The 25,952-nt window shown below is 36.5% G+C and carries 36 protein-coding genes and 1 pseudogene; 11 read left to right on the top strand and 26 right to left on the bottom strand.

What is annotated here, in order from left to right; all coding sequences use genetic code 11:
* Nucleotides 1-187 precede the first annotated feature (187 nt).
* The 8 genes from ispA to accB form a co-directional block, all read right to left on the bottom strand.
* Complete coding sequence (ispA, locus tag BAU28_RS11830; protein WP_025150071.1) at nucleotides 188-1,081, bottom strand: (2E,6E)-farnesyl diphosphate synthase; 894 nt, start codon at nucleotides 1,079-1,081, stop codon at nucleotides 188-190.
* On the bottom strand, nucleotides 1,081-1,311 hold the full coding sequence (gene xseB, locus BAU28_RS11825; RefSeq protein ID WP_002173406.1) for an exodeoxyribonuclease VII small subunit: 231 nt from the start codon (nucleotides 1,309-1,311) through the stop codon (nucleotides 1,081-1,083). The genes ispA and xseB overlap by 1 nt, the downstream gene beginning before the upstream one ends.
* A complete protein-coding gene (gene xseA / locus BAU28_RS11820) occupies nucleotides 1,301-2,659 on the bottom strand; it encodes an exodeoxyribonuclease VII large subunit (RefSeq protein ID WP_071718656.1) in 1,359 nt (452 codons plus the stop codon). The genes xseB and xseA overlap by 11 nt, the downstream gene beginning before the upstream one ends.
* Before the next feature lie 26 nt (nucleotides 2,660-2,685).
* On the bottom strand, nucleotides 2,686-3,546 hold the full coding sequence (gene folD / locus BAU28_RS11815) for a bifunctional methylenetetrahydrofolate dehydrogenase/methenyltetrahydrofolate cyclohydrolase FolD (RefSeq protein WP_071718655.1): 861 nt from the start codon (nucleotides 3,544-3,546) through the stop codon (nucleotides 2,686-2,688).
* 23 nt (nucleotides 3,547-3,569) lie between these two features.
* Nucleotides 3,570-3,962 carry a N utilization substance protein NusB gene (gene nusB / locus BAU28_RS11810; RefSeq protein ID WP_048374151.1) on the bottom strand — a complete coding sequence of 131 codons (393 nt, stop codon included), beginning with the start codon at nucleotides 3,960-3,962 and terminating at the stop codon, nucleotides 3,570-3,572.
* 347 nt (nucleotides 3,963-4,309) lie between these two features.
* Nucleotides 4,310-4,702, bottom strand: a complete 393-nt coding sequence (locus BAU28_RS11805; protein WP_000807630.1) for an Asp23/Gls24 family envelope stress response protein — start codon at nucleotides 4,700-4,702, stop codon at nucleotides 4,310-4,312.
* Between the two features lie 22 nt (nucleotides 4,703-4,724).
* Nucleotides 4,725-6,077 carry an acetyl-CoA carboxylase biotin carboxylase subunit gene (gene accC, locus BAU28_RS11800; protein WP_002173410.1) on the bottom strand — a complete coding sequence of 451 codons (1,353 nt, stop codon included), beginning with the start codon at nucleotides 6,075-6,077 and terminating at the stop codon, nucleotides 4,725-4,727.
* A gap of 16 nt (nucleotides 6,078-6,093) precedes the next feature.
* Complete coding sequence (gene accB / locus BAU28_RS11795; protein ID WP_071718654.1) at nucleotides 6,094-6,582, bottom strand: acetyl-CoA carboxylase biotin carboxyl carrier protein; 489 nt, start codon at nucleotides 6,580-6,582, stop codon at nucleotides 6,094-6,096.
* 475 nt (nucleotides 6,583-7,057) lie between these two features.
* On the opposite strand from accB, the gene BAU28_RS11790 reads away from it, so the two are divergent.
* Nucleotides 7,058-7,255 carry a DNA recombination protein RecO gene (locus BAU28_RS11790; protein WP_071718653.1) on the top strand — a complete coding sequence of 66 codons (198 nt, stop codon included), beginning with the start codon at nucleotides 7,058-7,060 and terminating at the stop codon, nucleotides 7,253-7,255.
* Nucleotides 7,256-7,341: 86 nt separating this feature from the next.
* Here the strand turns inward: BAU28_RS11790 and BAU28_RS11785 are convergent, their stop codons facing one another.
* Genes BAU28_RS11785 through BAU28_RS11745 form a run of 9 tightly spaced genes read right to left on the bottom strand, consistent with a single transcriptional unit; the run spans nucleotide 7,342 to nucleotide 12,860 of the window.
* Nucleotides 7,342-7,998, bottom strand: a complete 657-nt coding sequence (locus BAU28_RS11785) for a SpoIIIAH-like family protein (protein ID WP_071718652.1) — start codon at nucleotides 7,996-7,998, stop codon at nucleotides 7,342-7,344.
* A gap of 15 nt (nucleotides 7,999-8,013) precedes the next feature.
* Nucleotides 8,014-8,673 carry a stage III sporulation protein AG gene (gene spoIIIAG / locus BAU28_RS11780; protein ID WP_071718651.1) on the bottom strand — a complete coding sequence of 220 codons (660 nt, stop codon included), beginning with the start codon at nucleotides 8,671-8,673 and terminating at the stop codon, nucleotides 8,014-8,016.
* The gene (spoIIIAF, locus tag BAU28_RS11775) at nucleotides 8,663-9,295 is read right to left on the bottom strand and encodes a stage III sporulation protein AF (protein WP_071718650.1); all 633 of its coding nucleotides are present in this window, start codon (nucleotides 9,293-9,295) and stop codon (nucleotides 8,663-8,665) included. Before spoIIIAF ends, spoIIIAG begins: the two co-directional genes overlap by 11 nt.
* A gap of 12 nt (nucleotides 9,296-9,307) precedes the next feature.
* Nucleotides 9,308-10,480, bottom strand: a complete 1,173-nt coding sequence (spoIIIAE, locus tag BAU28_RS11770) for a stage III sporulation protein AE (RefSeq protein WP_025150065.1) — start codon at nucleotides 10,478-10,480, stop codon at nucleotides 9,308-9,310.
* 10 nt (nucleotides 10,481-10,490) lie between these two features.
* Nucleotides 10,491-10,874: a stage III sporulation protein AD gene (gene spoIIIAD / locus BAU28_RS11765; protein WP_082147950.1), complete on the bottom strand. Its 384-nt coding sequence runs from the start codon at nucleotides 10,872-10,874 to the stop codon at nucleotides 10,491-10,493.
* Nucleotides 10,875-10,897: 23 nt separating this feature from the next.
* Nucleotides 10,898-11,101, bottom strand: a complete 204-nt coding sequence (gene spoIIIAC / locus BAU28_RS11760) for a stage III sporulation protein AC (RefSeq protein WP_000020914.1) — start codon at nucleotides 11,099-11,101, stop codon at nucleotides 10,898-10,900.
* A gap of 14 nt (nucleotides 11,102-11,115) precedes the next feature.
* Nucleotides 11,116-11,631: a stage III sporulation protein SpoIIIAB gene (gene spoIIIAB, locus BAU28_RS11755; RefSeq protein ID WP_048374157.1), complete on the bottom strand. Its 516-nt coding sequence runs from the start codon at nucleotides 11,629-11,631 to the stop codon at nucleotides 11,116-11,118.
* Entirely contained in the window at nucleotides 11,625-12,551 is a 927-nt protein-coding gene (spoIIIAA, locus tag BAU28_RS11750; RefSeq protein ID WP_025150063.1) for a stage III sporulation protein AA, read from the bottom strand. The genes spoIIIAB and spoIIIAA overlap by 7 nt, the downstream gene beginning before the upstream one ends.
* Before the next feature lie 27 nt (nucleotides 12,552-12,578).
* Nucleotides 12,579-12,860, bottom strand: coding sequence for a YqhV family protein (locus tag BAU28_RS11745; protein WP_000816054.1), 282 nt, complete (start codon nucleotides 12,858-12,860; stop codon nucleotides 12,579-12,581).
* 182 nt (nucleotides 12,861-13,042) lie between these two features.
* Between BAU28_RS11745 and BAU28_RS11740 the strand changes: the two genes are divergently transcribed.
* Together BAU28_RS11740 and BAU28_RS11735 are read left to right on the top strand one after the other, a co-directional pair.
* Nucleotides 13,043-13,621, top strand: a complete 579-nt coding sequence (locus BAU28_RS11740) for a GNAT family N-acetyltransferase (protein ID WP_071718648.1) — start codon at nucleotides 13,043-13,045, stop codon at nucleotides 13,619-13,621.
* Complete coding sequence (locus tag BAU28_RS11735; RefSeq protein ID WP_071718647.1) at nucleotides 13,602-13,904, top strand: hypothetical protein; 303 nt, start codon at nucleotides 13,602-13,604, stop codon at nucleotides 13,902-13,904. The genes BAU28_RS11740 and BAU28_RS11735 overlap by 20 nt, the downstream gene beginning before the upstream one ends.
* Nucleotides 13,905-14,091: 187 nt before the next feature.
* On the opposite strand, the gene efp is transcribed toward BAU28_RS11735, so the two are convergent.
* The 4 genes from efp to BAU28_RS11710 are packed head-to-tail and all read right to left on the bottom strand — an operon-like array spanning nucleotide 14,092 to nucleotide 16,718.
* On the bottom strand, nucleotides 14,092-14,649 hold the full coding sequence (gene efp / locus BAU28_RS11725; RefSeq protein ID WP_071718646.1) for an elongation factor P: 558 nt from the start codon (nucleotides 14,647-14,649) through the stop codon (nucleotides 14,092-14,094).
* Between the two features lie 21 nt (nucleotides 14,650-14,670).
* A complete protein-coding gene (gene pepQ / locus BAU28_RS11720) occupies nucleotides 14,671-15,732 on the bottom strand; it encodes a Xaa-Pro dipeptidase (RefSeq protein WP_071718645.1) in 1,062 nt (353 codons plus the stop codon).
* Nucleotides 15,733-15,736: 4 nt separating this feature from the next.
* Entirely contained in the window at nucleotides 15,737-16,177 is a 441-nt protein-coding gene (aroQ, locus tag BAU28_RS11715) for a type II 3-dehydroquinate dehydratase (RefSeq protein WP_002111769.1), read from the bottom strand.
* A 55-nt stretch (nucleotides 16,178-16,232) separates the two neighbouring features.
* Nucleotides 16,233-16,718, bottom strand: coding sequence for a YqhR family membrane protein (locus tag BAU28_RS11710; RefSeq protein WP_002173422.1), 486 nt, complete (start codon nucleotides 16,716-16,718; stop codon nucleotides 16,233-16,235).
* A 244-nt stretch (nucleotides 16,719-16,962) separates the two neighbouring features.
* Here BAU28_RS11710 and BAU28_RS11705 point away from each other — a divergent pair, with 244 nt between their 5' ends.
* Nucleotides 16,963-17,883, top strand: coding sequence for a DUF1385 domain-containing protein (locus tag BAU28_RS11705; protein WP_002173423.1), 921 nt, complete (start codon nucleotides 16,963-16,965; stop codon nucleotides 17,881-17,883).
* A 79-nt stretch (nucleotides 17,884-17,962) separates the two neighbouring features.
* Entirely contained in the window at nucleotides 17,963-18,364 is a 402-nt protein-coding gene (locus BAU28_RS11700) for an SA1362 family protein (protein WP_002129056.1), read from the top strand.
* Nucleotides 18,365-18,436: 72 nt separating this feature from the next.
* On the opposite strand, the gene BAU28_RS11695 is transcribed toward BAU28_RS11700, so the two are convergent.
* From BAU28_RS11695 to BAU28_RS11685, 3 genes and pseudogenes are all read right to left on the bottom strand, one after another.
* The gene (locus BAU28_RS11695; protein ID WP_002173425.1) at nucleotides 18,437-19,084 is read right to left on the bottom strand and encodes an HAD family hydrolase; all 648 of its coding nucleotides are present in this window, start codon (nucleotides 19,082-19,084) and stop codon (nucleotides 18,437-18,439) included.
* A 53-nt stretch (nucleotides 19,085-19,137) separates the two neighbouring features.
* Entirely contained in the window at nucleotides 19,138-19,566 is a 429-nt protein-coding gene (mntR, locus tag BAU28_RS11690) for a transcriptional regulator MntR (protein WP_002173426.1), read from the bottom strand.
* Between the two features lie 96 nt (nucleotides 19,567-19,662).
* Nucleotides 19,663-20,110: pseudogene (locus BAU28_RS11685) on the bottom strand (spore photoproduct lyase family protein); the annotation flags it as partial.
* Nucleotides 20,111-20,410: 300 nt separating this feature from the next.
* Here BAU28_RS11685 and BAU28_RS11675 point away from each other — a divergent pair.
* Nucleotides 20,411-21,253: a hypothetical protein gene (locus BAU28_RS11675; protein ID WP_025150055.1), complete on the top strand. Its 843-nt coding sequence runs from the start codon at nucleotides 20,411-20,413 to the stop codon at nucleotides 21,251-21,253.
* 28 nt (nucleotides 21,254-21,281) lie between these two features.
* Here BAU28_RS11675 and BAU28_RS11670 read toward each other — a convergent pair whose 3' ends face one another.
* The gene (locus BAU28_RS11670; RefSeq protein WP_025150054.1) at nucleotides 21,282-22,118 is read right to left on the bottom strand and encodes a lipoate--protein ligase family protein; all 837 of its coding nucleotides are present in this window, start codon (nucleotides 22,116-22,118) and stop codon (nucleotides 21,282-21,284) included.
* 170 nt (nucleotides 22,119-22,288) lie between these two features.
* Between BAU28_RS11670 and BAU28_RS11665 the strand changes: the two genes are divergently transcribed.
* On the top strand, nucleotides 22,289-22,672 hold the full coding sequence (locus tag BAU28_RS11665; protein ID WP_025150053.1) for a rhodanese-like domain-containing protein: 384 nt from the start codon (nucleotides 22,289-22,291) through the stop codon (nucleotides 22,670-22,672).
* Between the two features lie 37 nt (nucleotides 22,673-22,709).
* Here the strand turns inward: BAU28_RS11665 and BAU28_RS11660 are convergent, their stop codons facing one another.
* The gene (locus tag BAU28_RS11660; RefSeq protein ID WP_071718679.1) at nucleotides 22,710-23,246 is read right to left on the bottom strand and encodes a DNA polymerase III subunit delta; all 537 of its coding nucleotides are present in this window, start codon (nucleotides 23,244-23,246) and stop codon (nucleotides 22,710-22,712) included.
* A 315-nt stretch (nucleotides 23,247-23,561) separates the two neighbouring features.
* On the opposite strand from BAU28_RS11660, the gene BAU28_RS11655 reads away from it, so the two are divergent.
* The 4 genes from BAU28_RS11655 (at nucleotide 23,562) to BAU28_RS11640 (ending at nucleotide 25,940) form a co-directional block, all read left to right on the top strand.
* Nucleotides 23,562-24,539: a LacI family DNA-binding transcriptional regulator gene (locus tag BAU28_RS11655; RefSeq protein WP_071718643.1), complete on the top strand. Its 978-nt coding sequence runs from the start codon at nucleotides 23,562-23,564 to the stop codon at nucleotides 24,537-24,539.
* 99 nt (nucleotides 24,540-24,638) lie between these two features.
* The gene (locus tag BAU28_RS11650; RefSeq protein ID WP_071718642.1) at nucleotides 24,639-25,220 is read left to right on the top strand and encodes a TetR/AcrR family transcriptional regulator; all 582 of its coding nucleotides are present in this window, start codon (nucleotides 24,639-24,641) and stop codon (nucleotides 25,218-25,220) included.
* Between the two features lie 71 nt (nucleotides 25,221-25,291).
* Complete coding sequence (locus BAU28_RS11645) at nucleotides 25,292-25,624, top strand: DMT family transporter (protein ID WP_071718641.1); 333 nt, start codon at nucleotides 25,292-25,294, stop codon at nucleotides 25,622-25,624.
* A gap of 1 nt (nucleotide 25,625) precedes the next feature.
* On the top strand, nucleotides 25,626-25,940 hold the full coding sequence (locus BAU28_RS11640; RefSeq protein ID WP_071718640.1) for a DMT family transporter: 315 nt from the start codon (nucleotides 25,626-25,628) through the stop codon (nucleotides 25,938-25,940).
* The last annotated feature ends 12 nt before the right edge of the window (nucleotides 25,941-25,952 follow it).

Raw genomic sequence — 25,952 nt, 5'->3', positions numbered from 1 at the left:
TTCCATTTTTTCACTTACCCTATTATACATCATATTTCTTTACGCGATGAAAAAATAGCCGCTAACACGAAGTGATAACGGCAATGTAATCTACATATATTTTTGCCAATAACAAGAAAAGAAAAACCTTTTCCTACATTTATATCATAAAATGATGAATGACTCAACAAATGAAAACGCTGTTATCTTAGTTATTACGTTTTGCGATCAAATCACAAATAGATAGTAAATATTCATCTTGTAATTGTAAAGAGTTAATAGCATCTTTTGCTTTTGCAATTGTTTCCTCTAAAATAGATTTTGCTCTATCTACAGTAAATAACGTCGTATATGTGCTCTTTTCATTGGAAGCATCACTACCAATCGGTTTGCCAATCTCTTCTTCTGTACCTTCTACATCTAAAATATCATCTCTAATTTGGAAAGCTAGACCGATATATTTCGCAAATGTAAGTAACTTCTCTTCCTGCTCTTCTGTAGCATCAGAAAGTATCGCTCCTGCAAGTACAGCAAATTCAAGCAGTTTTCCTGTCTTATGCTTATGGATGTACTCTAATTCATTAATTGTAAGTCGTTTTCCTTCGGCTTCCATATCTGCCACTTGTCCAGCAACCATTCCTTCAGGTCCTGCTGCTTTCGCAAGCTCAAGTACAAGTCTTACTTTTTTTTCAGCAGAGATTTCTTTTGGCTCATATGCCATAATAACTTGAAAAGCATATGTCAACAAACCATCTCCTGCTAAAACCGCCATTGCTTCACCAAATACTTTATGATTTGTGGGCTTCCCTCGTCTTAGATCATCATCATCCATACAAGGTAAATCATCATGAATTAACGAATATGTATGAATCATTTCAAGGGCACAAGCTGCACCCACGCCAAGATTTCTTTCTTTCCCAAATGCTTGTAACGTTGCAAATAAAAGTAACGGGCGGAGACGTTTTCCACCCGCTTCCAAAGAATATGCCATCGCTTCACGAAGCACATTTGGACATTGTAATTCATTTGCATAGCTTACAAGCTTTTCTTCTACGAAAGTTTTACTCTCTTTCAAAAAAGCATCAAAAGCTATATGTGTCACTATGCTTCATCTCCTAAAGCAGTAAACGGTTCAAGCTCTCCATCTTCCCCAAGGATAACTGCCATTTGTTCTTGTACATCTTTCAATTTCTCATCACAAAGCTTAGATAACTCCATGCCTTCTTTAAAATAAGAAATTGCTTCTTCTAAAGGTACATCACCTTGTTCAAGCTTAGAAACGAGATGCTCAAGCTGCGAAATTGCTTCTTCAAAGCTTAACTTATTTTCCATTATTCAATTCACGCTCCTCTATGCTCGATACGCTACAATCTAGTATTCCATCTTGTAATTGAACCGAAACAGCATCTCCAAGGTTAACATCTTTCACACTTTTTAATACTTGTTTCTCTTCATCGTATACAAGCCCATACCCTCTCATCATTACTTTAAGCGGGCTTAATGCTTCAAGCTTTTGAGCCGCTCTCACAAATGCGAACTCCTTCGTTTGAAGTAATGTTTGCATTTCACGTTGCAATTGCTTTTGCAACGTTTCAATTGCAGTTTTCGTTTGTATAATTTTTTGAGATGGGTGGTGCTTCTCTAAATAAAATGAAAGTTGCTTTAATTGATTTACTTTTTTATCTATATAACGCTCTTTCGCTAAAACAAGTTGTTCAAGAGCCCTATCTAACTGCTCTTCTTTTTGTTCGTACACTTGTCTTGGATAACGGAACGCATAAGATTTTTGTAACACTTGTAGTTTTTCTTCTTTTTTATGTACCATCTCTCTCATCGCTCTTTGCAAGCGGAGAGTTCTTTGTAGCACTTTCTCTTGCAATTCAAGAATATTAGGTGCCGCAAGTTCTGCTGCTGCAGTCGGCGTAGGTGCACGCAAATCAGCAACAAAATCAGCAATTGTAAAATCCGTTTCATGTCCTACAGCTGAAATAATTGGAATTTCACTTGTAAAAATAGCTCTTGCAACTACTTCCTCATTAAAGGCCCATAATTCTTCAATAGAGCCCCCACCACGCCCAACAATTAAAACATCAATATCTCCCATTTCATTCGCTGTGCGAATTGCTTGTACAATTGAGGGAGCCGCTGACTCCCCTTGTACAAGTACAGGAAACACAATAACGTTTCCAATTGGATAACGACGTTTAATCGTTGTTATAATATCGCGAATTGCTGCTCCTGTTGGCGACGTTATAACACCAATTGTTTTTGCATACGCAGGGATTGGACGCTTATAAACTTGAGAAAACAGCCCTTCTTCTTCTAAACGGACTTTTAATTGTTCATAAGCTAAATGAAGATTTCCAACTCCATCAGGTTGCATGTCTTGAATATAAATTTGATAAGAACCACTCGCCTCATAAACGGAAATTTTTCCTTTTACAAGTACTTTCATTCCATTTTCAGGTCTGAATTTAATGTTACGATTATGACCCGCAAACATAACCGCTGCAATTCTTGCATTTTCATCTTTCAATGTAAAATACATATGACCACGGCTATGATATTTAAAGTTGGAAATTTCTCCTTTTAACCAAACAGACTGCAAATGCGGGTCGTACTCTATTTTTGTTTTTATATAGCGTGTTAATGCTGTAACGGTTAAATATTGTTTCTCCATTGCTCTCTCCTCATAGCCGATTCAAATTATTTACAAACAACACCTGCACGCTTTGCAGATTCAACAGTGTTGTGAAGTAGCATTGTAATAGTCATTGGGCCAACTCCTTTTGGTACAGGCGTAATGTAACCCGCAACGTCCAATACATTATCAAAATCAACATCACCACAAAGCTTTCCTGTTTCCAAACGATTTACACCGACATCAATTACAACCGCACCTTCTTTAATATAATCAGCTGTTACCATTTTCGCTCTTCCAACAGCTACGATTAAAATATCAGCTAACTTCGATAATTCTTTTATATTTTGCGTCTTAGAATGACAATATGTGACAGTTGCATTTTCATTTAAAAACAGTTGTCCCACTGGTTTACCGACAATATTACTTCTTCCAATGACAACGACATGTTTTCCAGAAATATCAAGATTTGTTTCTTTTACTAATTCCACAATACCGTGCGGTGTGCATGGTAGGAATGTATCTTGTCCTGTCATCATACGCCCCACGCTAATTGGGTGAAATCCATCTACATCCTTTTCAGGTGAAATTCTTTCAATGATAGCTTTTTCTTCAATATGTTTTGGTAAAGGTAATTGTACTAATATGCCATTAATACGGTCGTCTCCATTTAAACGATCGATTTCAGCAAGCAAACGCTCCTCAGTAATCGTTTCAGGAAGTTCAATTAGCTCTGAATAGATTCCCACTTGCTCACAGCCTTTTTCTTTTCCTTTTACATAAGAACGAGATGCTGGATCTTCTCCAACTAAAATAACTGCTAATCCTGGTACAATCCCTTGCTCTTTTAACTTCACAACTTCTTCTTTTAATTGTGCTCGTTTTTTCTCCGCAACTTCATTTCCTTTGATGATTACTGCTACCATTTTAAGATTCCCCCTTAAAGAAATTACAGTGTATCTTTTATATTAGATAAAACGCCGTTAATAAAACGACGAGATTCCTCATCCCCAAATGCTTTAGCAATTTCAATTGCTTCGTTAATTGTTACATTGTGTGGAATTTCTTCCATGTATTTCATTTCATACACAGCTACACGTAAAATACTGCGATCAACAATACTAATACGTTCAAACTTCCACTTTTTTAAGTTTTGACGAATCGCTTCATCAATTACTTCTTTATTCTCGACAAAACCAACAACAAGTGATTCTAGAAACTCATTTGTTTCTTCACCTTCATCTAGCGTATTTTCCACCGCTACTTTCGGTTCTAATTCTCCTGTAATATCCATTTGATATAATGCTTGCATTGCTCTTTCTCTAGCCGTCCTACGTTTCATTGTAACTCTCCTTTATACTTCAAGTCTTTCCTTATGCTTTGTTATATTATTATAATTTATAAGCCGTCAATTCACTTACTCTTGCAGTTTTCATTGATTTTCCAACCTTATAATACAATGATAATAACACAATTTATCGTTTCACACACGGGGTACAAGGCTGAAAAATAATAAAAAGATTAACTTCAAGTTCCATATCTTATCACAATGTACGTTTTTTGGAAAAACGATACATTTTCTTTTTTATTTCTCATTTTTTGAAATAGTATAATAATTAGAGGGTTTTAATTTGTGAAGAAATGAAACGATAAAAAAGATGCCTATTTTACTAGGCACCTTTTTCACTCTTACACTGGTTCGATTTCTGTTTTTTGTGTTTCGAATGTTACGCCAACGATGTGAACATTCACTTCTTTTGGCTCAAGTCCTGTCATTGTAAAGAGTGCTTGGCGAATATTGTCTTGAATTTTTTGTGCAACAACTGGAATTGCTACACCAAAATACATAACAACATAAAGGTCAACAATAATATCTTCGTTTGCTAATTCAACCTTTACACCTTTACCATGATTTTTCTTACCTAACTTCTCAACAACATCTGTAGCAAAATTACCACGCATTGCCGCTACACCTTCTACTTCAGCAGCTGCAATACCTGCAATTACTTCGATTACTTCTGGTGCAATTTCTACTTTTCCAAGAGTTGTATCTTGACCCATATCTAACATATGTTCAGCCATGAAAAAAACCTCCTTTAATGTATCACTGCGTCACAAGTTCATGCTCTTCCAAAAATTTCGTGTTAAACTCACCTTTTACAAAATCAGGATGATCTAGCAATTGCAAATGGAACGGGATTGTTGTATGTACGCCTTCAATGACAAATTCACTGAGCGCTCGCTTCATTTTTGCAATTGCCTCTTCACGTGTTTTTCCGTGAACAATTAATTTAGCAACCATCGAATCATAGAAAGGTGGAATTGAATATCCCGGATATACAGCTGAATCGACGCGAATACCAAATCCGCCTGGTGGTAAGTACATTTCTACTTTACCTGGAGATGGCATAAATTTTTTGGCAGGGTTTTCCGCATTAATTCGACATTCAATTGCCCAACCATTAAATTGTACTTCCTCTTGCTGTAACGATAACTTTTCTCCAGAAGCAACAAGAATTTGTTCTTTAATTAAATCCATCCCTGTTACCATTTCAGTAACTGGATGTTCAACTTGGATTCTCGTATTCATCTCCATGAAATAAAAGCTTTTCGTTTTATATTCATAAATAAACTCAACCGTACCAGCACCTGTATAATCAACCGCTACCGCCGCTTTAACTGCCGCTTCACCCATTTGCTTGCGAATGTTTTCATCAAGTGCAGGTGATGGACTTTCTTCTAATAGTTTTTGCAGACGGCGCTGAATTGTACAATCACGCTCTCCTAAATGAATGGCATTTCCGTGTGTATCTGCCATTATTTGAATCTCAACATGGCGGAAATCTTCAACGTACTTCTCCAAGTATACACCAGGGTTCCCAAAAGCGGTACTAGCTTCTTGCTGTGTAATTTGAATTCCTTTCACAAGCTCTTCTTCATGGCGTGCAACACGAATACCTTTTCCACCGCCACCTGCAGTCGCTTTAATAATAACTGGATATCCAATTTGATTAGCAAGCTTGATCGCTTCTTCGGTATTTTTAATAATCCCTTGTGAACCTGGTACAATCGGAACCCCTGCTTCTTTCATTGTATCACGTGCAACGTCTTTTGTGCCCATCTTTGAAATTGCTTCCGGACTTGGACCGATAAAAATCAAGTTACACTCACGGCATAATTCTGCAAAATCTGCATTCTCTGCTAAAAATCCGTATCCCGGATGAATTGCATCACAACCCGTCAATTTCGCAACGCTAATAATGTTCGTCAAATTTAAATAGCTTTCTTTCGAAATCGTTGGTCCAACACAATATGCTTCATCTGCAATTTGGACATGAAGTGACTCTTTGTCTGCTTCTGAATAAATTGCAACTGTTTCAATATCCATTTCTTTACAAGCACGAATAATTCGTACAGCAATTTCCCCACGATTGGCTATTAATACTTTTTTTATCATCACAAAGACTCCCTTATTACGCTTTTACAAGAAATAGCGGTTGTCCATACTCAACAAGCTGTCCGTTATTAACAAGAATTTCAACAATTTCGCCTTCTACATCTGCGTCAATTTCGTTAAATAACTTCATAGCCTCAACAATACATACGATAGAATCTTTCGATACTTTATCCCCAACACTTACATATTGAGGTGTATCAGGTGAAGAAGAAGAATAAAATGTTCCTACCATTGGTGATGTAATTTTATGTAGATTTTCATTTTGAACAGCTTTCTTCTCTTCTTGTTTTGCCACTTCTACTTGCGCTGCCGCTACTGCTGTTTCTACTTCAACAGGTGCCGCTGGTTGCACTACTTGTTGCGTTACCGGTGCTTGCATAGTAACAACTTCATTACCACGTTTTTTCATTTTGATTGTTGTACCATCTTTTTTGTATTCAAATTCATCAATATTAGAGCTATCAATTAATTTAATTAATTCACGAACTTCTTGAATTTTAAACATGTAAAATCCACTCCCATACTCTTGTTTGTCCCGTTTTTACAGATTGGCATCAATAAAACTGATTGACTGTAAAAATACGATGTATTCTATTAGACATTTCATTCCTATGACATTTACTAATAGAAATATTTACTATTCCCATCTTACGATAAATTTTTTAAACATTCCAATTTATATTTCTTTATTATAAATCGAAACTCCTGTGAAAATATTATTCCACTAAAAATTTATTACCTAGTAATAATACCAAGTTTCACACAAAATTGGCAAGACCACTTCCTAAAAAACATTCTTTACATTTTCAAAACTGTACAGTGTATACACGTAATCCCCTCAGTATTCTTCATTTTATCTACGGTAAAAAAACATATTTTTACCAAATATTATTTTTTTGTTTACGCGCCGTTCATTCTTCCTTCATAAAAGAATAGTATGTTCAAAGTGTAGAAAATTTATTGTAGTGAGGTGTGGACATATGATATGGCTCATTCTGTTCTTGCCTGCCGTAATGATTTGGACATTGGTCTTCTTCATCCACCTCAAATCCGGAAAAAGTAATCACCAGTATCATGAACCATTAATCTTTTACTCACAGCGTATTTCCCCGTTTCCAATTGAAAATACTAAATGCAACTACAAAGATGAAATAGAAAAAAGCTATCGAAAGCGATAGCTTTTTTCTATTATTCTTTTTATCTAATTTGAAGTACAAATGCCCCTTACAATTAAACCGTATTAACAGGATACTTAAAGTTCACTTTATTTTACTGATGGATCAAATTTTACCCCTACATCTTTTGAGCCGCCTTCACTTCTTACAAGCTGAATAATTTTATTCGCTTCTTTTTGTGAATGCTTTGCCGATTTAACTGTTACTTTAATATCAGTTCCATCAGCTCTTACAAGAGCATCTTTATATCCACCTTGAGACTTAATCACTGTTTCAAGTAATTCTTGCTTCGTTTCCATTGTAGTGATTGCATCTAGATTATCTTTCGCTTTACTCTTTTCTTCTGCTGAAGATTTTGATGAATTCATTACACCTTGTAACTTTTCTTTTTCAGCACTACGCTGATCTTCCATTTGCATACGTAAAGCTGTGAAATTCTCATCACTTGATTGAACTGTTACGTTAGCATCTTTTTTACTTGTTTCTTTTTTAGCATTCTCTTTTTTGTCTGTTTCTTTATTTGTAGTTTCCTTACTTGTACTTTCTTTTGTTGTCTCTTTATTCGTAGTTTCTTTCGTTGTTTCTTTTGTAACTGCTTTGTCAGCACCTTGCTTTTCTTGTCCCATCTTTTCACTCGTTGTTGGTGCCGCATTGTTCATTTTCTCAGGAGTTGTCACGTAATAAACAGATAGTACAACCACTAAACTTAACATCGTTAATAGCCAAACTGTTTGTTTTTTTAACACTTCATTTCCTCCCTATCAATTTTTCGGTGATACTGAAACGCGATGAGCTGGCACATCTAACAATCGCGTCACAGCTTCTTTTACCATTGCTTTTATTTGTATATTATCCACTCCCTTTGCTACGACAAGAACACCTCGTACTTTCGGTTTCTCTGTTCGCAAAACAATTGGAGTTTCTTTATCACCTTCACGTATAATGACTGTCTTTACATCAAGAGACTCGTCGTCTACTTCCCTTTTCCCGCCTGTTTTATCAGTTTCACCTGTCGTTTGTGAGCGTTTCACCGTATTTTTCTCAAGTATTTTTTCTTCAGATGAATCTAAATTTACTTTAATCGTTACATCTTTTACTCCCGCTATCTCTTCTAAAGAGGCTTTCAATTCTTGCTCATACGCTTTTTCATATTTTTCTACATTTGACATATTATCGTTATTTTTTTGTCCGAAAGTTGGTACATCTTTATCTTGGCTTTGACTTGTCTTTTCTTTAAACACAGGCACTTCTTTTTTAGGTGAAAAGAAATTACTAGAAAACATAAGCACAATCCCAAGTATGAGTAGGACAAGCAAAAACTTAGGTGTTACCTTTTTCCCCTTCTCATTACTTTCTTTTTCATCCCCATTTAATAAGTTTCGAAAAAATGAGAACCTCGAATTTTTATCTTTATTGTCCATTTACTCTACCTGTCCTCCCTTCCATTTGAACTTGGATTTGTTTATCCTCTAGTTGCCACCTGCTTGAAAAGAAATCTTTCATTTCTACATTCGTTTCTTCTAATTTTTTTGGAGGTTCTTTCGTATTAATTTCAACTTGCTTTACTGTTTCGATTGCATCATTTTTACTACGTTCTTTTTCTTTCAACGTCACAATAACAGATTGAATATCTTTCGCTGACTTTACTTCTTCTGTATGTTCCGCTGCAACTATTTGTATTTCAGAGACTGTCATACCATACTTTTTCTCAAACTCTTTTCCTACTTCTTTTTTCATTTTGGTAGCCATCTCTTCTAAACTATATGCACGTGTTAGAGCTTGTATTTCTTTTTTCTTCGAATCTATTGAATTTTTTACTGATCCATCTGTTACATATTTTTCTTCGTTAAAATTTGCGATTACCTCGTTCACATCTGTTTGTAATAATTTAAAAAGGGGCGTTAAAATTAACACAATTAATAATAGACTTACAACGAATTTAACGTACTTTTGTAAGTTTGAATTTGGAAGAATAAGATGAAGCATTGTCGCCAAGAGTAAAAAAACGATAATATTTCTAATCCACTCTGTAACAAATTGCATACTCTGCACCTCCTATCGCATCATGAGCGTAATGTTCCCCGCAGCAATAATAATTGTGATACTTAAAAAGAACATAAACGATACGATAGCTAAACAAGCAAATACATAAATGATACTTCGCCCGATAATATCTAAACATTGAATAATTGCTCCTCCGCCAACCGGTTGCAATACTGCTGCTGCGAATTTATAAATAAACGCAATACAAAATATTTGAATCGCTGGAAAAGCGACAATTAAGCATAAAATAACGAGCCCGATAATTCCGACTGTGTTTTTTAATAATCCAGATGCACTAATAACAGTATCCGCCGCCTCAGTAAACATCCTTCCTACTACAGGAATGAAGTTTCCTGTTACAAATTTAGCAGTTTTCACAGCTATGCCGTCAGCAACGGCTGACGCTGTTCCCTGTACAGATAATACCCCTAAAAAAATCGTCAAAAAGATTCCGATAATCCCGACACTAACGTTCTGCAAAAGCTTGGACAATTTCGTAACTTTATATTGATCACTCATCGTGCTTACAATACTTAATATAGTTGCAAGTAATAAAAGTGGTAGAACGATATAATTCATCAGAAGCCCGCTCGTATTCATTAAGAAAATGATGATTGGATGAAAAAATGATACAGAAACAACACCGCCCCCGGTTGCTATCAGTGCAAGTAAAATTGGCAATAGGGCTAGTATGAAATCTACCATTGTTTGTATCGTTTCTCTTGCATATGTCATGACAACATAAAAGCTATTTAAAGCGAAAATAATAAGTACCATATATACGACTGCATCCGCAATTTTACTTACGCTACTCTTTGAGAAAGAAGATTGTAGTGATTGCAACAATGCACTAAAAATTGTGAGCATAATGAGCGTTCCAAGTAACTTTCCATTTGCAACAAGCTCGTGAAATAAATATTTTAATAGACCTATCATCCACTCTTTTATGGAGAATTCTTTTTCTCCCTTTACAAACTCCATAAAGCTTCCTTTTTGACTCTCTGGTAAATAGCCTCCATATTTTGTAACAAGCCCGTCCCAAAATTGCTTCACATCTTCAATTCCGAGCTTATCCAATTGTTGATCAACGACGTTTGTTTCTACAGGAGAAGCTTGTACAACAATCGGTAAAGAAAAGAAAAGGAAGCAAGCAAATAGCAGCTTAGCTCCAAACTTCCTCAACATTCACTCCCCCTTATCCCGTAGGTAAAAACCCGAGAATTGTTTCAATTACAACCGTCAAAATAGGAATTGCCATAACGAGAATTAAAATTTTCCCAGCTAATTCAATTTTCGAAGCGATTGCACCTTGACCAGCATCTTTTGTAATTTGCGCACCAAACTCAGCGATATAAGCAATCCCTATAATTTTCAATAATGTCTCTACATATACGTTGCTAACCTTCGCTTCACTCGCCACTCTCTCAATCATTTGCAAGATAGAATGAATTTGATCGATTAAGAGAAGAAACATTACGCTACCAACGAACACAATAAATAACGATGTAATACTAGATTTTTGCTGATTTAAAACAGCAGCTAAAAATGTAGCAACGAGGCCTAATCCGACAATTTGTATAATTTCGATTCGAACCGCCTCCTTTACTGGAAGAGAAAGACACTTTTAATCTTGTCGAACAGAGTATTAATTAAAAATGCAACATGAAACAAAATGACGACAAAACCGACAAGGATAACCCAATTTGCAATATCCTCTCGCTTTAATTCTTTTAGTACGGTATGAATGAAAGCTAAAACAATGCCGATTCCGGCGATTTGAAATATTAATCCAACATCAATGGACATCGCCTTTCTCCCCCCTATAGCAGTAAAATTACGATAAGTAGCCCTGCTAGCACACCTAAACTCTTTATCATTTTTTCATATTGGAGTTGTAAAGCTTTCGCTTCTCCTTCTTCTCTTTCCAAATGCGTAATACATAAGCGAATATGTTTTTGTTGTGATTCACGATCATGTTGTCCAAGTGTTTCACCAAATTGTTGTAAAATCTCATGCTCGGTTTGTTTAAACGCCGTTAATGCCCAGTTCTCCTTTAAGCTATCATTCCAAGCTTCTCTAACTGTTTGTTCCCCGCTCTCTAGACGCCTCGAAAAGCTTTGAAATATCCAATTTAGCGGCTTTGGCATTTGTTTAACTAATCGCTCAGCCGCTTCAGATAAAGGTGTGTGTCCATACATAATTTCAGCTTCTAATGATTGCAATGCCGCCTTCAATAACCTAAGCTGCCGCGGTCGCTCGCTGTATCGCTTAGCGTATGAAAATCCGAAAAAAGTGCTAACAGCAACTATTAATACCGCACCAAATATTTTCACCATACGCCTTGAGCCTTTCTATGCGGTAATACCGGTTTTCCATATCTATCTTTCACTTGCATAACCGTTCCTGGCCCTCTCGCTTTTGACAATTCCACAAACCTATCAAATACGCCAAGTTCCAGCACCGCCTGCAACGATGGACGTTTCACAACATCATCATAAGAAAATCCGTGTGCACTTATAAAAAGCTGAACGCCTGCATGCACCGCCTCCATAATCGCTTCACTATCTTCTTTACGTCCAATTTCATCTACGATCAATATATCTGGGCTCATAGAACGAATCATCATCATCATTCCTTCAGCTTTTGGGCAAGCATCTAATACATCTACTCGCGTACCAAAATCATATTGCGGAATCCCCTTCACACATCCAGCAATCTCTGATCGTTCATCAACGATTCCTACTTTACAAGAAGAAATTTTCGAAGCGCTTACTCCTTGACTCATGCAGCGTGCTACATCTCTTAAAAGTGTTGTTTTCCCCGTTTGTGGTGGGCCAATTACCATCGTGTTTAACCATCGTGATTCATAAAGATATGGCAAAAGCGGCTCAGCAATCCCTATTTTTTGACGAGCAATACGAATATTAAATGAAGAGACATCTCGAATCATTTTTACTTCACTTTTTTCTGTAATGACTTTTCCCGCTAAGCCAATTCTATGTCCCCCTCGTAGTGTCACATATCCACGTTTCAACTCTTCTTCCATCGTGTAAATTGAAAATTGACTTAATTTATTCAATAAGTAGATTGCATCTTCCGCTGTAGCAACATAGTCATAAAAAAACACTTCCCCATGTGCGATACATTCTAGTGGTCTTCCAATTCGAACTCGAATTTCCTCTAGGACATCGTATTGCTTACAATCTTCAACTAACTGTTTCATCGTTTTCGGTAAAACTTCTAATACCTCTTTCATAAGCTTCTCCCCACTATACTCGACTTACTATTTCAACAACGCGATAAAAATGCAGCCAATTCCAAGCGCTAGAAAAAAAAGTTTCAGGAATGAAATCTCACTTGCTACACTCGCTATACCAATTGTCATTGTTAAAATTAATACGGTCGGTCCAACAAACGCCAACATACCATTTATAAACAATGCTTTTTTCGCATCATTCACGTAAAGCATAAGCAAAGCGGCGAATATTTCCGCGCTACCTGAAAACAAACGAAGTAACCCCATCACAAGTACGGATGTTTCCATTGCCGCTAGCCACTGTTTCATTCTCCCACCTTCTCCCATAACGTTTGCTAGTTCCTAATTCTAAAAAAGAATATATTTGTACAACCATATGCAGAGGTTGTCTATTTCAGAAGTAAAAACATAATTTTTCTCTACTGCTTTCGTTTAAATCTGAATATTCATATTATTTTATGATATATTTAATAGAAAAGGGGGCATAAACGATGAAGAGAGTTACTTTATTACCACTCGATTTACGATATGCAAATGTTATTTTTGAGCTATCTAGCGATCCACATGTAAAAAATGCTTTAGGAATACACGTAGAAACAGTTGAAGATACAAAAGCCTTCATTCTATTTGCAATGGAAGAGGAACGAAAAAAACACTCCTTATCAAGAGTGATTGTAAATGAAGAAAATGAAATAATCGGTCTCACCACACTTAAACATATTAATTACGAACAAAAGCGCTCACATATTGGAAGTTGGCTCGGCTATCAATATTGGGGAAAAGGATATAATGAGGCTGCTAAAAAAGAAATCTTTAAAATCGCATTTTTAGGCTTACAACTTACATACGTATTCGCTGGTGCTAAAACGACTAACATTCGCTCTTTAAAAGCACAAGAGAAGCTACCTTATATTTCATTGCATGTGGAAGATAGCTTCCCTGATGAACATACTGCTTTAGAAAAGGAAGTAAAATCACCTTGCGTACTGCATGTTATATCCCGCGAGAAATTTTTAAATTGGTTGGAAGCACAAAATGAGGGAAGAAAATATGAAAGTATTGAAAATTAGTTTAACAATTGTAGTAGAATTAGCTCTTATTTATCTTTTTTCAAAGATGGTCGGTTGGTCATTTATGGAAACCCTTTTCCTTGGTAGCATCGCGCTGTTCGGTGCAATTTGGCTCATTGCTTTAAATATAAATCAAAATGCCAACATTGATCACACTATATATAAAACGGGTAAGGTAAAACCTTTTCAAATGACATGGAGCCCTTACACAATAGGTACTGCTAGTCTTACAGCTTTCAGTTTTATAATAACCATTATTTATTATCTGCCCTATTTCCTATAAAGTGAAACTATAATCAGTGGGGGAGTTGTTCATCCCCCACTGATTATTAGTTGAACCAATCGGGCGTTTACGGGCAGTTGATCTCTCACCTAACTTCTTTGCTCCAGTCGAATTTTGAGGTGGGAGTTTTACTGCCCGTTAATGCGGGATAAAAAAAGCACTCGTGATTATCACGAGTGCTTTTTTACTATGCACGAGAAACGTATTTACCTTCACCAGTGTTGATGATAAGCATTTCGCCTTCGTTAATGAAGATTGGTACTTGTACAACAAGACCAGTTTCTAATGTAGCTGGTTTTGTTACGTTAGAAGCTGTATCACCTTTAATACCAGGCTCTGTCTCTGTAACTTTTAATTCAACAGTATTTGGAAGTTCAACACCAAGTACTTCGCCTTGGTATGTCATAATTGCTACTTCCATGTTCTCTTTTAGGAATTTAAGTTCGCGCTCGATTTGGTTTTCACCAAGTTCGATTTGCTCATAAGTTCCGTTATCCATGAATACGTGAGCCTCACCGCTCGCGTATAAGTATTGCATACGACGGTTTTCGATGTGTGCTTTTTCTACTTTTTCACCTGCACGGAATGTTTTCTCTTGAACAGATCCTGTGCGAAGGTTACGTAGTTTAGAGCGAACGAACGCAGCACCTTTACCTGGCTTTACGTGTTGGAAATCAAGTACTTGCCAAAGGGCATTGTCCACTGAAATTGTTAAACCTGTACGAAAATCGTTTACTGAAATCATGTAAAAAAATCCTCCTGTGTATTACAAAATAATAAGTTCTTTTGGTGATTTCGTAATTACCTCATTACCTTCACTCGTTACAATGATATCATCTTCAATACGTACGCCGCCAATACCTGGAATATAAATACCTGGTTCTACTGTTACAGCCATACCTGGTTCAAGTACTGTATCAGAACGGAACGCTAAACCTGGTGCTTCATGGATTTCAAGACCGATTCCATGACCAGTAGAGTGTCCGAAGTATTCACCATATCCTTTTTCCGTTATGTAATCACGCGTTAATGCATCAGCTTCACGGCCTGTTAAACCAGCTTTAATACCGTTCACACCACGTAGTTGTGCTTCTAAAACGATATTATAAATTTCTTTTAATTTATCAGATGGTTCACCGACTGCAATCGTACGAGTAATATCAGAGCAATATCCTTTGTAATAAGCGCCGAAGTCTAATGTAACGAAATCTCCTTTTTCTATCACTTTTTCAGATGCCACGCCGTGCGGTAATGCCGAACGAAGACCTGAAGCAACGATAATATCAAACGAAGAAGATGTTGCTCCTTGTTTTCTCATGAAAAATTCAAGTTCATTTGACACTTCAATTTCAGATACTCCCGGGCGAATGAATGATAGAATATGCTCAAAGGCAGCATCTGCAATCTGTGCAGCTTCCTTTAATATCTTAATCTCTGAATCAGTCTTTATCAAGCGTAACTTTTCTACAAGCCCAGAAGTTGGGATGAATTCAGCTTCAATCGCTTCATTATGCGTTACGTAAGAGCTATATGTAAGGGTATCTTGCTCAAAGCCTAGCTTTTGAATTCCAAGTTCTTTTACTTGTTTCGCAACTTCATCAAGAATTAGGCCTGTGTGTTGCACGATTTCATATCCAACCGCTTGCTTACTAGCTTGCTCTACATAACGGAAATCAGTAATAAATAGAGCACGCTCTTTTGAAATTAGTACAACTCCAGCTGTTCCTGTGAAATTCGCCATATATCTACGGCTATGTTCATTCGTTAATACGATACCGTCAATACCAGCCTCATCAAACGCACTTCTTAATCTCTCGATCTTTTCCATTACTTTATGCCTCCCTCAATTTCTCCATTAATGCAAATAGCGCTAGCTTATAGCCATAAAAACCAAATCCAACAATTTGTCCCGCACAAACAGCCGCTGTCACAGATTCATGACGAAACGACTCACGTTGATGAATGTTAGAAATATGTACTTCAATAACTGGAATCGAAACGCTTGCGATAGCATCCCGAATCGCGTAGCTATAATGCGTAAATGCACCCGGATTTAGAATGATTCCTTCATATATGTCATCCGCCTCATGAATAATATCAATAATAGCTCCTTCATGATTCGATTGAAAACATTCTAACTCCACTCCCATTTTTTCTGCTTCTTGTTTCATATCTGTTTCAAGCGTCGCTAACGTTCCTTTTCCGTATACATTTACTTCCCTGACACCAAGACGATTTAGGTTAGGACCGTTTACGAGGAGTAACTTTTTCATTTTCTTAAAACTCCTTAATATTAAAGAATGTCTATACGACATTTTAACATAGGAATCACTTATTTGAATAGTTTGTCTTCTCGAGCCCTTCTCCTCTATTTGTATTATTCGATTCGAATGATACAGAGTACGAAATAAAAACACCATATAATATAAAGATACATACTGTCGTTACAATTGTTCCTTTCGGTAAATGGAGTGCACTTTTAATAACGGGTGCCATTAGCCCCATCCCTAAAAATAATAACGCCCACCAAAATAAACCGTATAGTATGCCAGGTAATACTCCTTCAAACTTTTTAAAAAGAGCTTTATAGAGAAATGCCACTAAAATTGAAAGGAGTCCCATACAAACGATACCTAGCAAATTCCCCCAAACCCCTTCTTTCCAATTTCCAAATGCAAACGGTAAAAGTAAATAGTTAGGGCCAGCTTCTGTAAATGAAAATATATGAAGGAAATACCATATACCTCCCCAAAATAAGCCACCAAATAAACCAATCTGTACAAAGTTCCTTATTGTTGATTGTTCTTGATTCACATTGACACCTCCGCTCAATAGTATGCCCGAAACTATTTTGAAGCATGTTTAAATCCTGCAAAATTTGTCTATAAAAAGAATAAGAAATGTCCGACTCTCGTAACATTTCCCCTTGTCATCCGCTTGTATTTGTCGATAAAATAAAGGAAACTCGGTGATTGTCTTATTTCAATCTGACAGAACCAAGTACGACAATTACCTCTTTTTCTACATAAGAGAGAAACAAATACAGGTTGGTGTTAACATGGCAGAAGAGTCAAAACAAATATATGGCGGACAGGCAGTCATAGAAGGAGTTATGTTTGGCGGTAGAGAATATACTGTTACAGCGGTTCGTCGTAAAGATAAATCGATTGAATTTTATCGTTTACCACGCGTTCGTAATAAAGCATTATCTATACTAAAGAAAATTCCATTTTTACGAGGTATTGCCGCTATTGTGGATGCAAGTGCGAATGGAGCGAAACATTTAAACTTTGCTTCAGAACGATTTGATGTCCACCCAGAAGATGATGAACAATTTGCAAATAAAAAAGAAGAACAATCAAAATTAACGATGGTATTAGGAGTTGCAGCAGTTGGCGTTTTATCGTTCATATTCGGTAAAGTAATTTTCACAGCAGTTCCTGCACTTTTAGCTGAATTAACGAGACCGATTTTCCCATCTCATACGGGGCAAATCATTGTCGAAAGTGTCATTAAGCTCATGCTATTATTGAGCTATATATACTTTATTTCTTTAACCCCACTTATTAAGCGGGTATTTCAGTACCACGGTGCAGAACATAAAGTAATCAATGCTTATGAGAATAACCTTCCACTGACTGTAGAAAATGTTCAAAAGCAAACTCGCCTCCATTATCGCTGTGGCAGTAGTTTTATTATATTTACGGTCATTATTGGAATGTTTGTCTATTTCCTCGTCCCTACAGATCCGCTTTGGGCCAGGGTAGTAAACCGAATTTTATTAATTCCAGTTGTTCTCGGCATTTCTTTTGAAGTATTACAATTTACCAATCGATTACGAGATATTCCTGTTTTACGAGTACTTGGATATCCCGGATTATGGCTGCAACTATTAACAACGAAAGAACCAACAGATGATCAAGCGGAAGTTGCAATCGCATCGTTTGAAGAATTATTACGTTTAGAAAACAAACAATAATTATTTAAAAATGGTGTTCAACTCCTTTCCTCATCGTTAATATACTAATTTTAATATATGTTTTTAGGAGGTGTCCCTTATGAACGGTCGTTCGTTTACATTCGCTATATTTGTACTTATTATCGGATTAGCAATATTCGGCCTTGTTTCATCTGTTATTACAGATCCAATGGGAGTGTTAAAAAACATTGGTATCATGTTGGCTGTCGTCGGTATCTTTTACTTACTCTACAAAATGTTTACAAACTCTAGTGGCTCTGCAAATTCGCAAAGCTCCTATAAGCGTGCTGCAAAACAATCGAACCGCAAACACGGGAAACAAAATGTAGCACCCCTAAGCAATTCTTTCTTGAAACGGAATGCTTCTGATGACAAGGGGAAAAAGGGTAATTCTCCATCGTTGAAACGAAAAAGAAAACAATCTCATTTAACTGTCATTGAAGGTAAAAAAAACAAAAAGAAAGACCGTGCTTCCTTTTAGGAAATACGGTCTTTTTTTCACGATTAGTGTGGCTTATAATCAGTGGGGATGAGACCCCCACTGATTAAAGTTTCACTTTATATGTTGCAGCACTTCTTTCAAACTTTTTTCTTTCATACTTTCGATACGAAGGTGATGGTTTTCAAATTGTAAATTTCTTGTCACATCATTAGGCACGATGACACATTTTAATCCGGCTGCAATCGCTGCTTTCAATCCATTTAATGAATCTTCAAATACAACAGCTTCTGACAGTTCAATTCCTAATTCTTCTATCGCAATCCTATAAAGAGCTGGATCTGGTTTTACCTTCTCGACATCTTCTCTCGTTTTAATCACTTCAAAATACTCTCTAATCTGTAGCTCTTCTAAAAAACGAACAACCCACTCTTTAGAGGAACTAGAGGCTAATGCGATTTTCAACCCAAGTTCTCTCGCTTCTTCTAAATATTCTTTTACCCCGTCACGTGCTTTTGGTATTTTCATTTTCTCTTTATGTAAAGTTGTTACTTTTTCCTTTAATGCATGCTCGTTAAATTTTTCTTTTAATTGCTCTTTTAAATATGCATAAAGCACTTCATCTGTCGTTCCAATACATTTTGCAAATTCTTCTAAGGGTAACTCTCCACCGTATTCACGAACAGCATCTCTGAAAGAGTGAAACCATATTGTTTCAGTGTCCACAATTAATCCATCAAAATCAAAAATAATTGCTTTCATTATTTTCCCGCCCTTTTCGATTTAAATAAAAAAGGAAACGCCACACGTTCCCCTTAATTACTTTTCTCTTCATTTGCTTTTTGAACACCACGAAGTGTCTCAACTCGAACTTCTTCTTGTTCGAAGTATTGCACTAAATCACCGATGCGATCGATTGCTTCCCAACTTAAATGATGTTCAATTCCTTCTACATCATTATAAATTTTACTTTCATCCACACCGATAATACGCATAAACTGCTCTAACAATTCATGACGATATACGAGACGTTCTCCGATTTTTTTACCTTTTGATGTTAATACAAGCCCTCTATATTTTTCATAAATTAGATATTCGTCTTTGTCTAATTTTTGTACCATTTTTGTTACAGAGGATGGATGTACACTAAGCGCTTCAGCAATATCAGATACGCGGGCATAACCCTTTTCATCAATCAACAAATAAATTTGTTCAATATAATCTTCCATACTAGGGGTAGGCATCGGTTTCCTCCATCCAATTTCATTTTGCTTATTCCGTACGAAGCAATCAATAAAATGATACACCAGAAAGAATAACGTGACAAGGTGGAAACGAGCCTAAATACGTAAAACAAAAAAGAATACAGATTCCCCATATGTAAAATATTGAATTTCTGCATCAGGAAAATACTCATATATAACCTCTTATTGTTCCTTCCAATACTTCTGCATCATCTTTTTTATATACATATTTCCCAATACCGTATCGTCCGCATTTATATTTCCGCTTCTCTTCATCCATTTCAAGCTTCGTATTTGGAAAACGCTCTTGAATGACTTTTTTTGCCGGTTTTGTATAGCGATGTCGAATTAATTCGAACGTTAAATTTGGTATCTTCATGTCTTTCAACGCATTGTATAATCGTTCAAACAATTCACGGTATCCTTCTTTCCACCCTTCATGCATATAAATTGGTGCAACAATAAAGCTAATTGGATAACCAGCCCCTGCTACTTTACGAGCAGCCTCAATGCGTTCTTCAAATGGTGATGTTCCTGGTTCAAAATAACCGAGCTTTGGCATAAATGGTTTCATAATTACCTTCTCTCGTTAGTTATGAAAAGCAATGAAAAATAAACACACACTAAAGTTTCCCACGTTTTAACAGCCCTTAAAAAGGCTGCTTTTCTTTTGTCTAATTTTACAAATTGAAAAATTTCATAAAGAAAATAAGAAAAATGCAAAATAATTAAAGTTAATTGTTGACGTGATGCTTTTATTATCGGTATCATAAATCTTCGTGAGCAATTATTTTTCGTTATACGATTTTTTTATTATTACTGAATTTTTGAGAGGAGAAATTTGATGTCAGTTAAGAAGAAAACGCAAGTACGCACCGGCAAAATGGTACGTGAACTAATGTTAGCAGACGAAGATGTAAATGCTTCGCTAATTATGGTATATAGTGAAAACGGTGTAAACGCAGAAATTAAAATCGAGGGCTTAACGCCGAAATGTAACGAAGAATTATTTTTGAGCGGAAACGTGGATTGGAACAAGAGTGTCATTTATAAAATTGTTGATTTCACTGGGAACGCTGAAGTTGGTAAAGTTACATTAACAGCGATGAACAAAAACAATGTTTCTCTAGAAATTGAACGCGTTATGTGGAGCAAAGAAAATAAAGAAGCTGCTGAGCAAGAAGAAACAGTTGTAGAAGCTACTCCGAAAAAAGAAGTGGTTGTAGAAGCTCCAAAAGCAGTTACACCTGCTCCAAAGCCTGTTATGCGTGTAGAAACACCTGCTGCAGAGCCTAAACCTACTCCGGTACCAACACCGAAGCCAGTAAGTGTAGAAGCGGCTGTAGAACTATCTACTCCAGCACCTGTGAAAAAAGTAGTATCTACTCCAGTTACAAAGCAAGAGACAGCGCCGGTTACTCCTGCAAAACCGAAGCAACCTGCTTTGACTGAAACAAATTCAAAACTACAAGAAAATTATGTGAAACTCGTGAAAAAGACAATTGAAGTTTGTCAAGATTACGAGCTTGGCATCGACATAGATGATTCTATTGAAGGATTAAAAGAAGAACTACAAAACCAAGGTATTAGCGTTACATTCGATAAAGAAATTATGGACGTTGTAAACCGCCTTCGTTCTTTACAAGATAAAGGAATCAAAGTAGAAAAAGTACTTAATTTACTATGAAAATAAGGAGATGGCGGTCGCCATCTCCTTATTTTTTATAATTCCAATCATTACTTTCGTACTTCTCTTTTGCTAAAGTTTGAACTTCATGAAGTTGTTCTTCTGTTAGTTCATACGGTACAAGCTCTACATCTAATCCTTTTTCAAATCCAGCTTCAAACGCTTTAATTAACTGTTCAATCGTAAATGTACGATCTGTTAATTCGTTAATCGCTACCGCTTTAGAAGAAAACATGTTCTTCATGCGCTCTTTCACTCGCTCATTTGGGAATAAAAATAGGTCGTATAACTCATCTAAATCAATTTCTAACGGAATAGAACCGTGTTGTAAGATAACACCTTTTTGACGTGTTTGAGCACTACCTGCGATTTTTCTTCCTTCAACTACAATTTCATACCAAGACGGTGCATCAAAACATACTCCTGAACGCGGATTTTTCAAATTTTCACGATCCGCTTCTGTTTTCGGAACTGCATAATACGCTTCTAATCCTAATGCCTTAAACCCGTCTAATAAGCCTTGCGAAATAACGCGATATGCTTCTGTAACTGTTTTTGGCATATTCGGATGATCTTCAGACACAATAACACTGTACGTTAATTCTTTGTCATGTAGTACACCCCTGCCGCCTGTTTGACGACGAACGAATCCATATTTCTTTTCGTTAACTACATCCATATTTATATCTTTTTCAACACGCTGGAAATACCCAACTGTTAATGTTGGTACTTCCCATTCATAAAAACGAATTGTTGGTGGCATTTTCTTTTCACTTTGCCAATTTAATAAACATTCATCTAACGCCATATTAAATGCCGGTGAACATTGACCAGAGTTAATATAACACCATTTTTCTTTTCCCATCCTGCACCTCATATAACCAATTATTTTTCACATTCTCTAGTCTACCAAATTCGACAAAATTTGTGAAAGAATACGAAATTTCTTCTTATATACAAATGAATCTGTTGCATAAATACATATGGTCATTATAATATTGAAAGTAGGATAAGAAAAAAGGGAGCGATAGAATCGTGTCAACAAACTTGATTATTATACTGGTCGCAATTGTAGCATTCATCGGCTACACTGTATGGATGTATTTCTATCAGAAAAAATTAATTAAAACACTTTCAGAAGAAGAATTTCGCGCTGGCTACCGTAAAGCACAGCTTATCGATATTCGCGAAGCGGATGAATTTAACGCGGGACATATTTTAGGCGCGCGTAACATTCCATTATCACAAATTCGCCTTCGCTACAAAGAACTTCGCCAAGATCAACCTGTTTATTTATATTGCCAAAGCGGATTCCGTACAGGTCGTGCAGCACAATACTTAAAAAAACAAGGCTACAAAGATTTCTACCAATTACAAGGTGGATTTAAATCTTGGACAGGCAAAATTAAAAAGAAATAACATACAAAAAACTAGCTGTATCATTCAGCTAGTTTTTTTATTCCATATTGTTCGCAATGTACAGTAGATTCTGTTTGATCACATCTTCATCTTTCTCATCTATATTACGATATAATAGCTGATATTCAATTCCCTTCTCTTTCCATATAAGCGTAGCAAATTCGTCTCCTCGTTCGTAATCATCCTTATTTTTAAAATAAGCAGGTGCTCCATTATTCAACCTCATTTGTTCTTGAAATCGATTCTCTTCTACGAGGTATGGAAAACTGTAAGAAAAGTTTGCCACTGTTAATTCTATATAGTCGTGCCTTCCTTTCTCTTGTTGCTTATATTTAATCGTTACGACAGCATTCTTCTTTCCCATCGTTCTTACCTCCCCCATCACATCACTCGTAATGTCATAAGGTAAAAACGTTGGAACCTTAAACTTCGCCGGAAAATATGTCGGAAGCTCTTTTAGCGGAATAGGATCAGTAACACGATCCATAGCCCCTCCTGTTGTTCCCACAAATGTTTTTTCTTCTTGCATCGTTTGCTGAAATGAACATGAGCTAAGTAATACACTAGAAAACACGAAACAAATGATTCCTTTTTTCAATTTGTTTCCGCCCTTTCATATCGCTCTCTTAACGAACGAAGCGTTTATATTCTCTTCATATTCGCTTTACAATCAAACTCCTCCTTTGAAAACTTTCCAAGTTATTCTCACACATTTTGACAAAAATTCTTTGTGGACATACAAAAATGACCTCGCCACTCTTACGCCCAAATAAAAAGGTTACGCGAATAACGGAAGTCATATTTATAACATAGATTGTGAAAAGCTTTTCAGGTCAAGATTTTTTCATTCTTATTATTTTCCCTTATAATAAATAAAGAGGTGATACATATGGCCAATATAAAACAAATTGCAAAAACTGCTGGTGTATCCATATCAACGGTTTCCCGTGTCCTTAATAATCATCCTTACGTAAAAGAAGAAAAACGTAAGCGTGTTCTAGATGCAGTTGAAGAATTGAACTATGCAAAAAATATTAATGCAGTCCATTTAATAAGAGGTAAAACATATACAATTGGCGTTATGCTACCTTTCATTAATCTCCCGTATTTTAGCACCATTATTGAAGGAATCGGAAACGAAGCATTATTAGCTGGATATCATATTAATTTGTGCCAAACGAATTACGATAGTATTGAAGAAATTCGCGTTCTTGAAATGATGAAAATGAAACAATTCGACGGGATGATTATTTGCTCTCGAACGAGTTCATGGGAACAAATTGAGCCGTTCGCAAAATTCGCTCCTATTATTTCATGTGAAAAAATGAAACATCCCCTCATTTCATCTGTCTATGTAGATCATTATGAAGGATTTCGTCTCGGTACTTCCTATTTACTAAGTAAGGGTCATGAAAAAATCGGCATTTGTTTAGCAAGAAAAACAAGTGTTAATTCAATTGAGCGTGAAAAAGCTTTCGCCGATACTCTTCGTCACGAAGGAAAAATAGTACAACCCGATTGGATTTTTCATCAATGTTATACGATGCAGGACGGGGCAAAAATACTTCAACGCATTTTAAATATGACAAATCGTCCAACTGCTATTTTCACAGCGAATGATCAAGTAGCTGCTGGTTTATTAACAGAAGCAAAAAAACATGGCATTCGCGTCCCTGAGGACCTCGCTATCCTTGGATTCGATAATCATGAAATTTCAAAAGCATTAGAAATTACAACTATTGAGCATCCCGGCCTCACGATGGGATCACGTGCTTTTTCTTTATTCCATAAGCAGATGCAAGACGAACAAATTATCGGAAGCTCAGAAGAACTTTCATTCCATTTAATTGAGCGAAAAACGGTCTAAAAAAAGAGTGCTAACTATAGTGCTCTTTTTTTCAACGTTTCCCCATTGACTTTATAATTTTCATCTCATATAATTAACCTAACGAACGGTAGGTAGGGGATGAAAATGACAGCAAACCGCATTAAAGCTATAGCACTTTCTCATTTCGCACGCTACGGCTACGAAGGAACTTCATTAGCAAATATTGCTCAAGAAGTTGGGATTAAAAAACCATCGATTTACGCACACTTTAAAGGAAAAGAGGAGTTGTACTTTACATGTTTAGAGGCTGCTCTTCAAAAAGATGTACAGAGCTTCACAGGCGATATTGAAAAGTTTTCAATGTCATCTACAGAAGAACTGCTCGTAAGTTTGTTAAAAGGATATGCAAAACGATTTGGTGAAAGTGAAGAATCAATGTTTTGGTTACGAACTTCGTATTTTCCGCCTGATGCATTTCGCGAACAAATTATCGATAAGGCGAATACACACATCGAAAACGTTAGAAAACTTTTATATCCTGTATTTAAACGTGCAAATGACCAAGGGGAACTGCATAACATTGAAGTAAAAGACGCCTTAGAAGCTTATCTATGCTTACTAGACGGCCTTATGGTCGAACTATTATACGCAGGTTTAAATCGCTTTGAGACACGTTTGAACGCCTCTTGGAAAGTATTTTGGCGCGGACTTTCAAACTGACGGATTGCTCCTTTGCAATGCGTCGTTTTTAAGCCCTTTACCTAACGACTGGTAGGAAGGAGAAATAACATATGGCATGGATTTATGTAATCATAGCTGGTATTATTGAAATCTTTTGGGTGATTGGACTAAAACACGCGGAGGCACCACTTGAGTGGGCTGGTGTCGCTTTATTAATCGCAATTAGTTTCGTACTACTATTTAGAGCTTACAAAGATTTACCTGTCGGTACTGTGTACGCAGTCTTTACAGGGATTGGCGCTGGCGGAATCGTTCTTACAGAGATTTTTGTTTTCGGAGAACCTTTCTCTATCGTAAAAGTATTATTAATCGGTTTAATCTTCTTCGGAGTAATCGGTTTAAAACGAGTAACAGAAGAAAAAGAAGCGAAGGAGGCTGCATAAAATGGCTTGGGTATTTTTAATTCTAGCTGGTATTTGCGAAATTATTGGTGTACTCTTTATGAAAGTAGCCACTGAAAAGAAAGGCTGGGCACCAAAAATTATTTTAATCGCTAACTTCGGCGTAAGCTTCTTCTTCTTATCCCTTGCGATGAACACGTTACCGATGGGAACTGCTTACGCAATTTGGACTGGAATCGGAACTGCCGGAAGTGCACTTCTCGGTATTCTTATTTTCCGTGAATCAGCGGATTGGCGCCGTCTTGCCTTCTTAAGCTGCATTCTATGCGGCGCTGTTGGCTTAAAACTATTAAGCTAACGTGAGGTGAAT

The sequence above is a fragment of the Bacillus paramycoides genome, from assembly GCF_001884235.1.
In the GTDB taxonomy this organism is placed as follows: Bacteria; Bacillota; Bacilli; order Bacillales; family Bacillaceae_G; genus Bacillus_A; species Bacillus_A paramycoides.
This window is presented reverse-complemented; position numbering and strand designations above follow the sequence as displayed.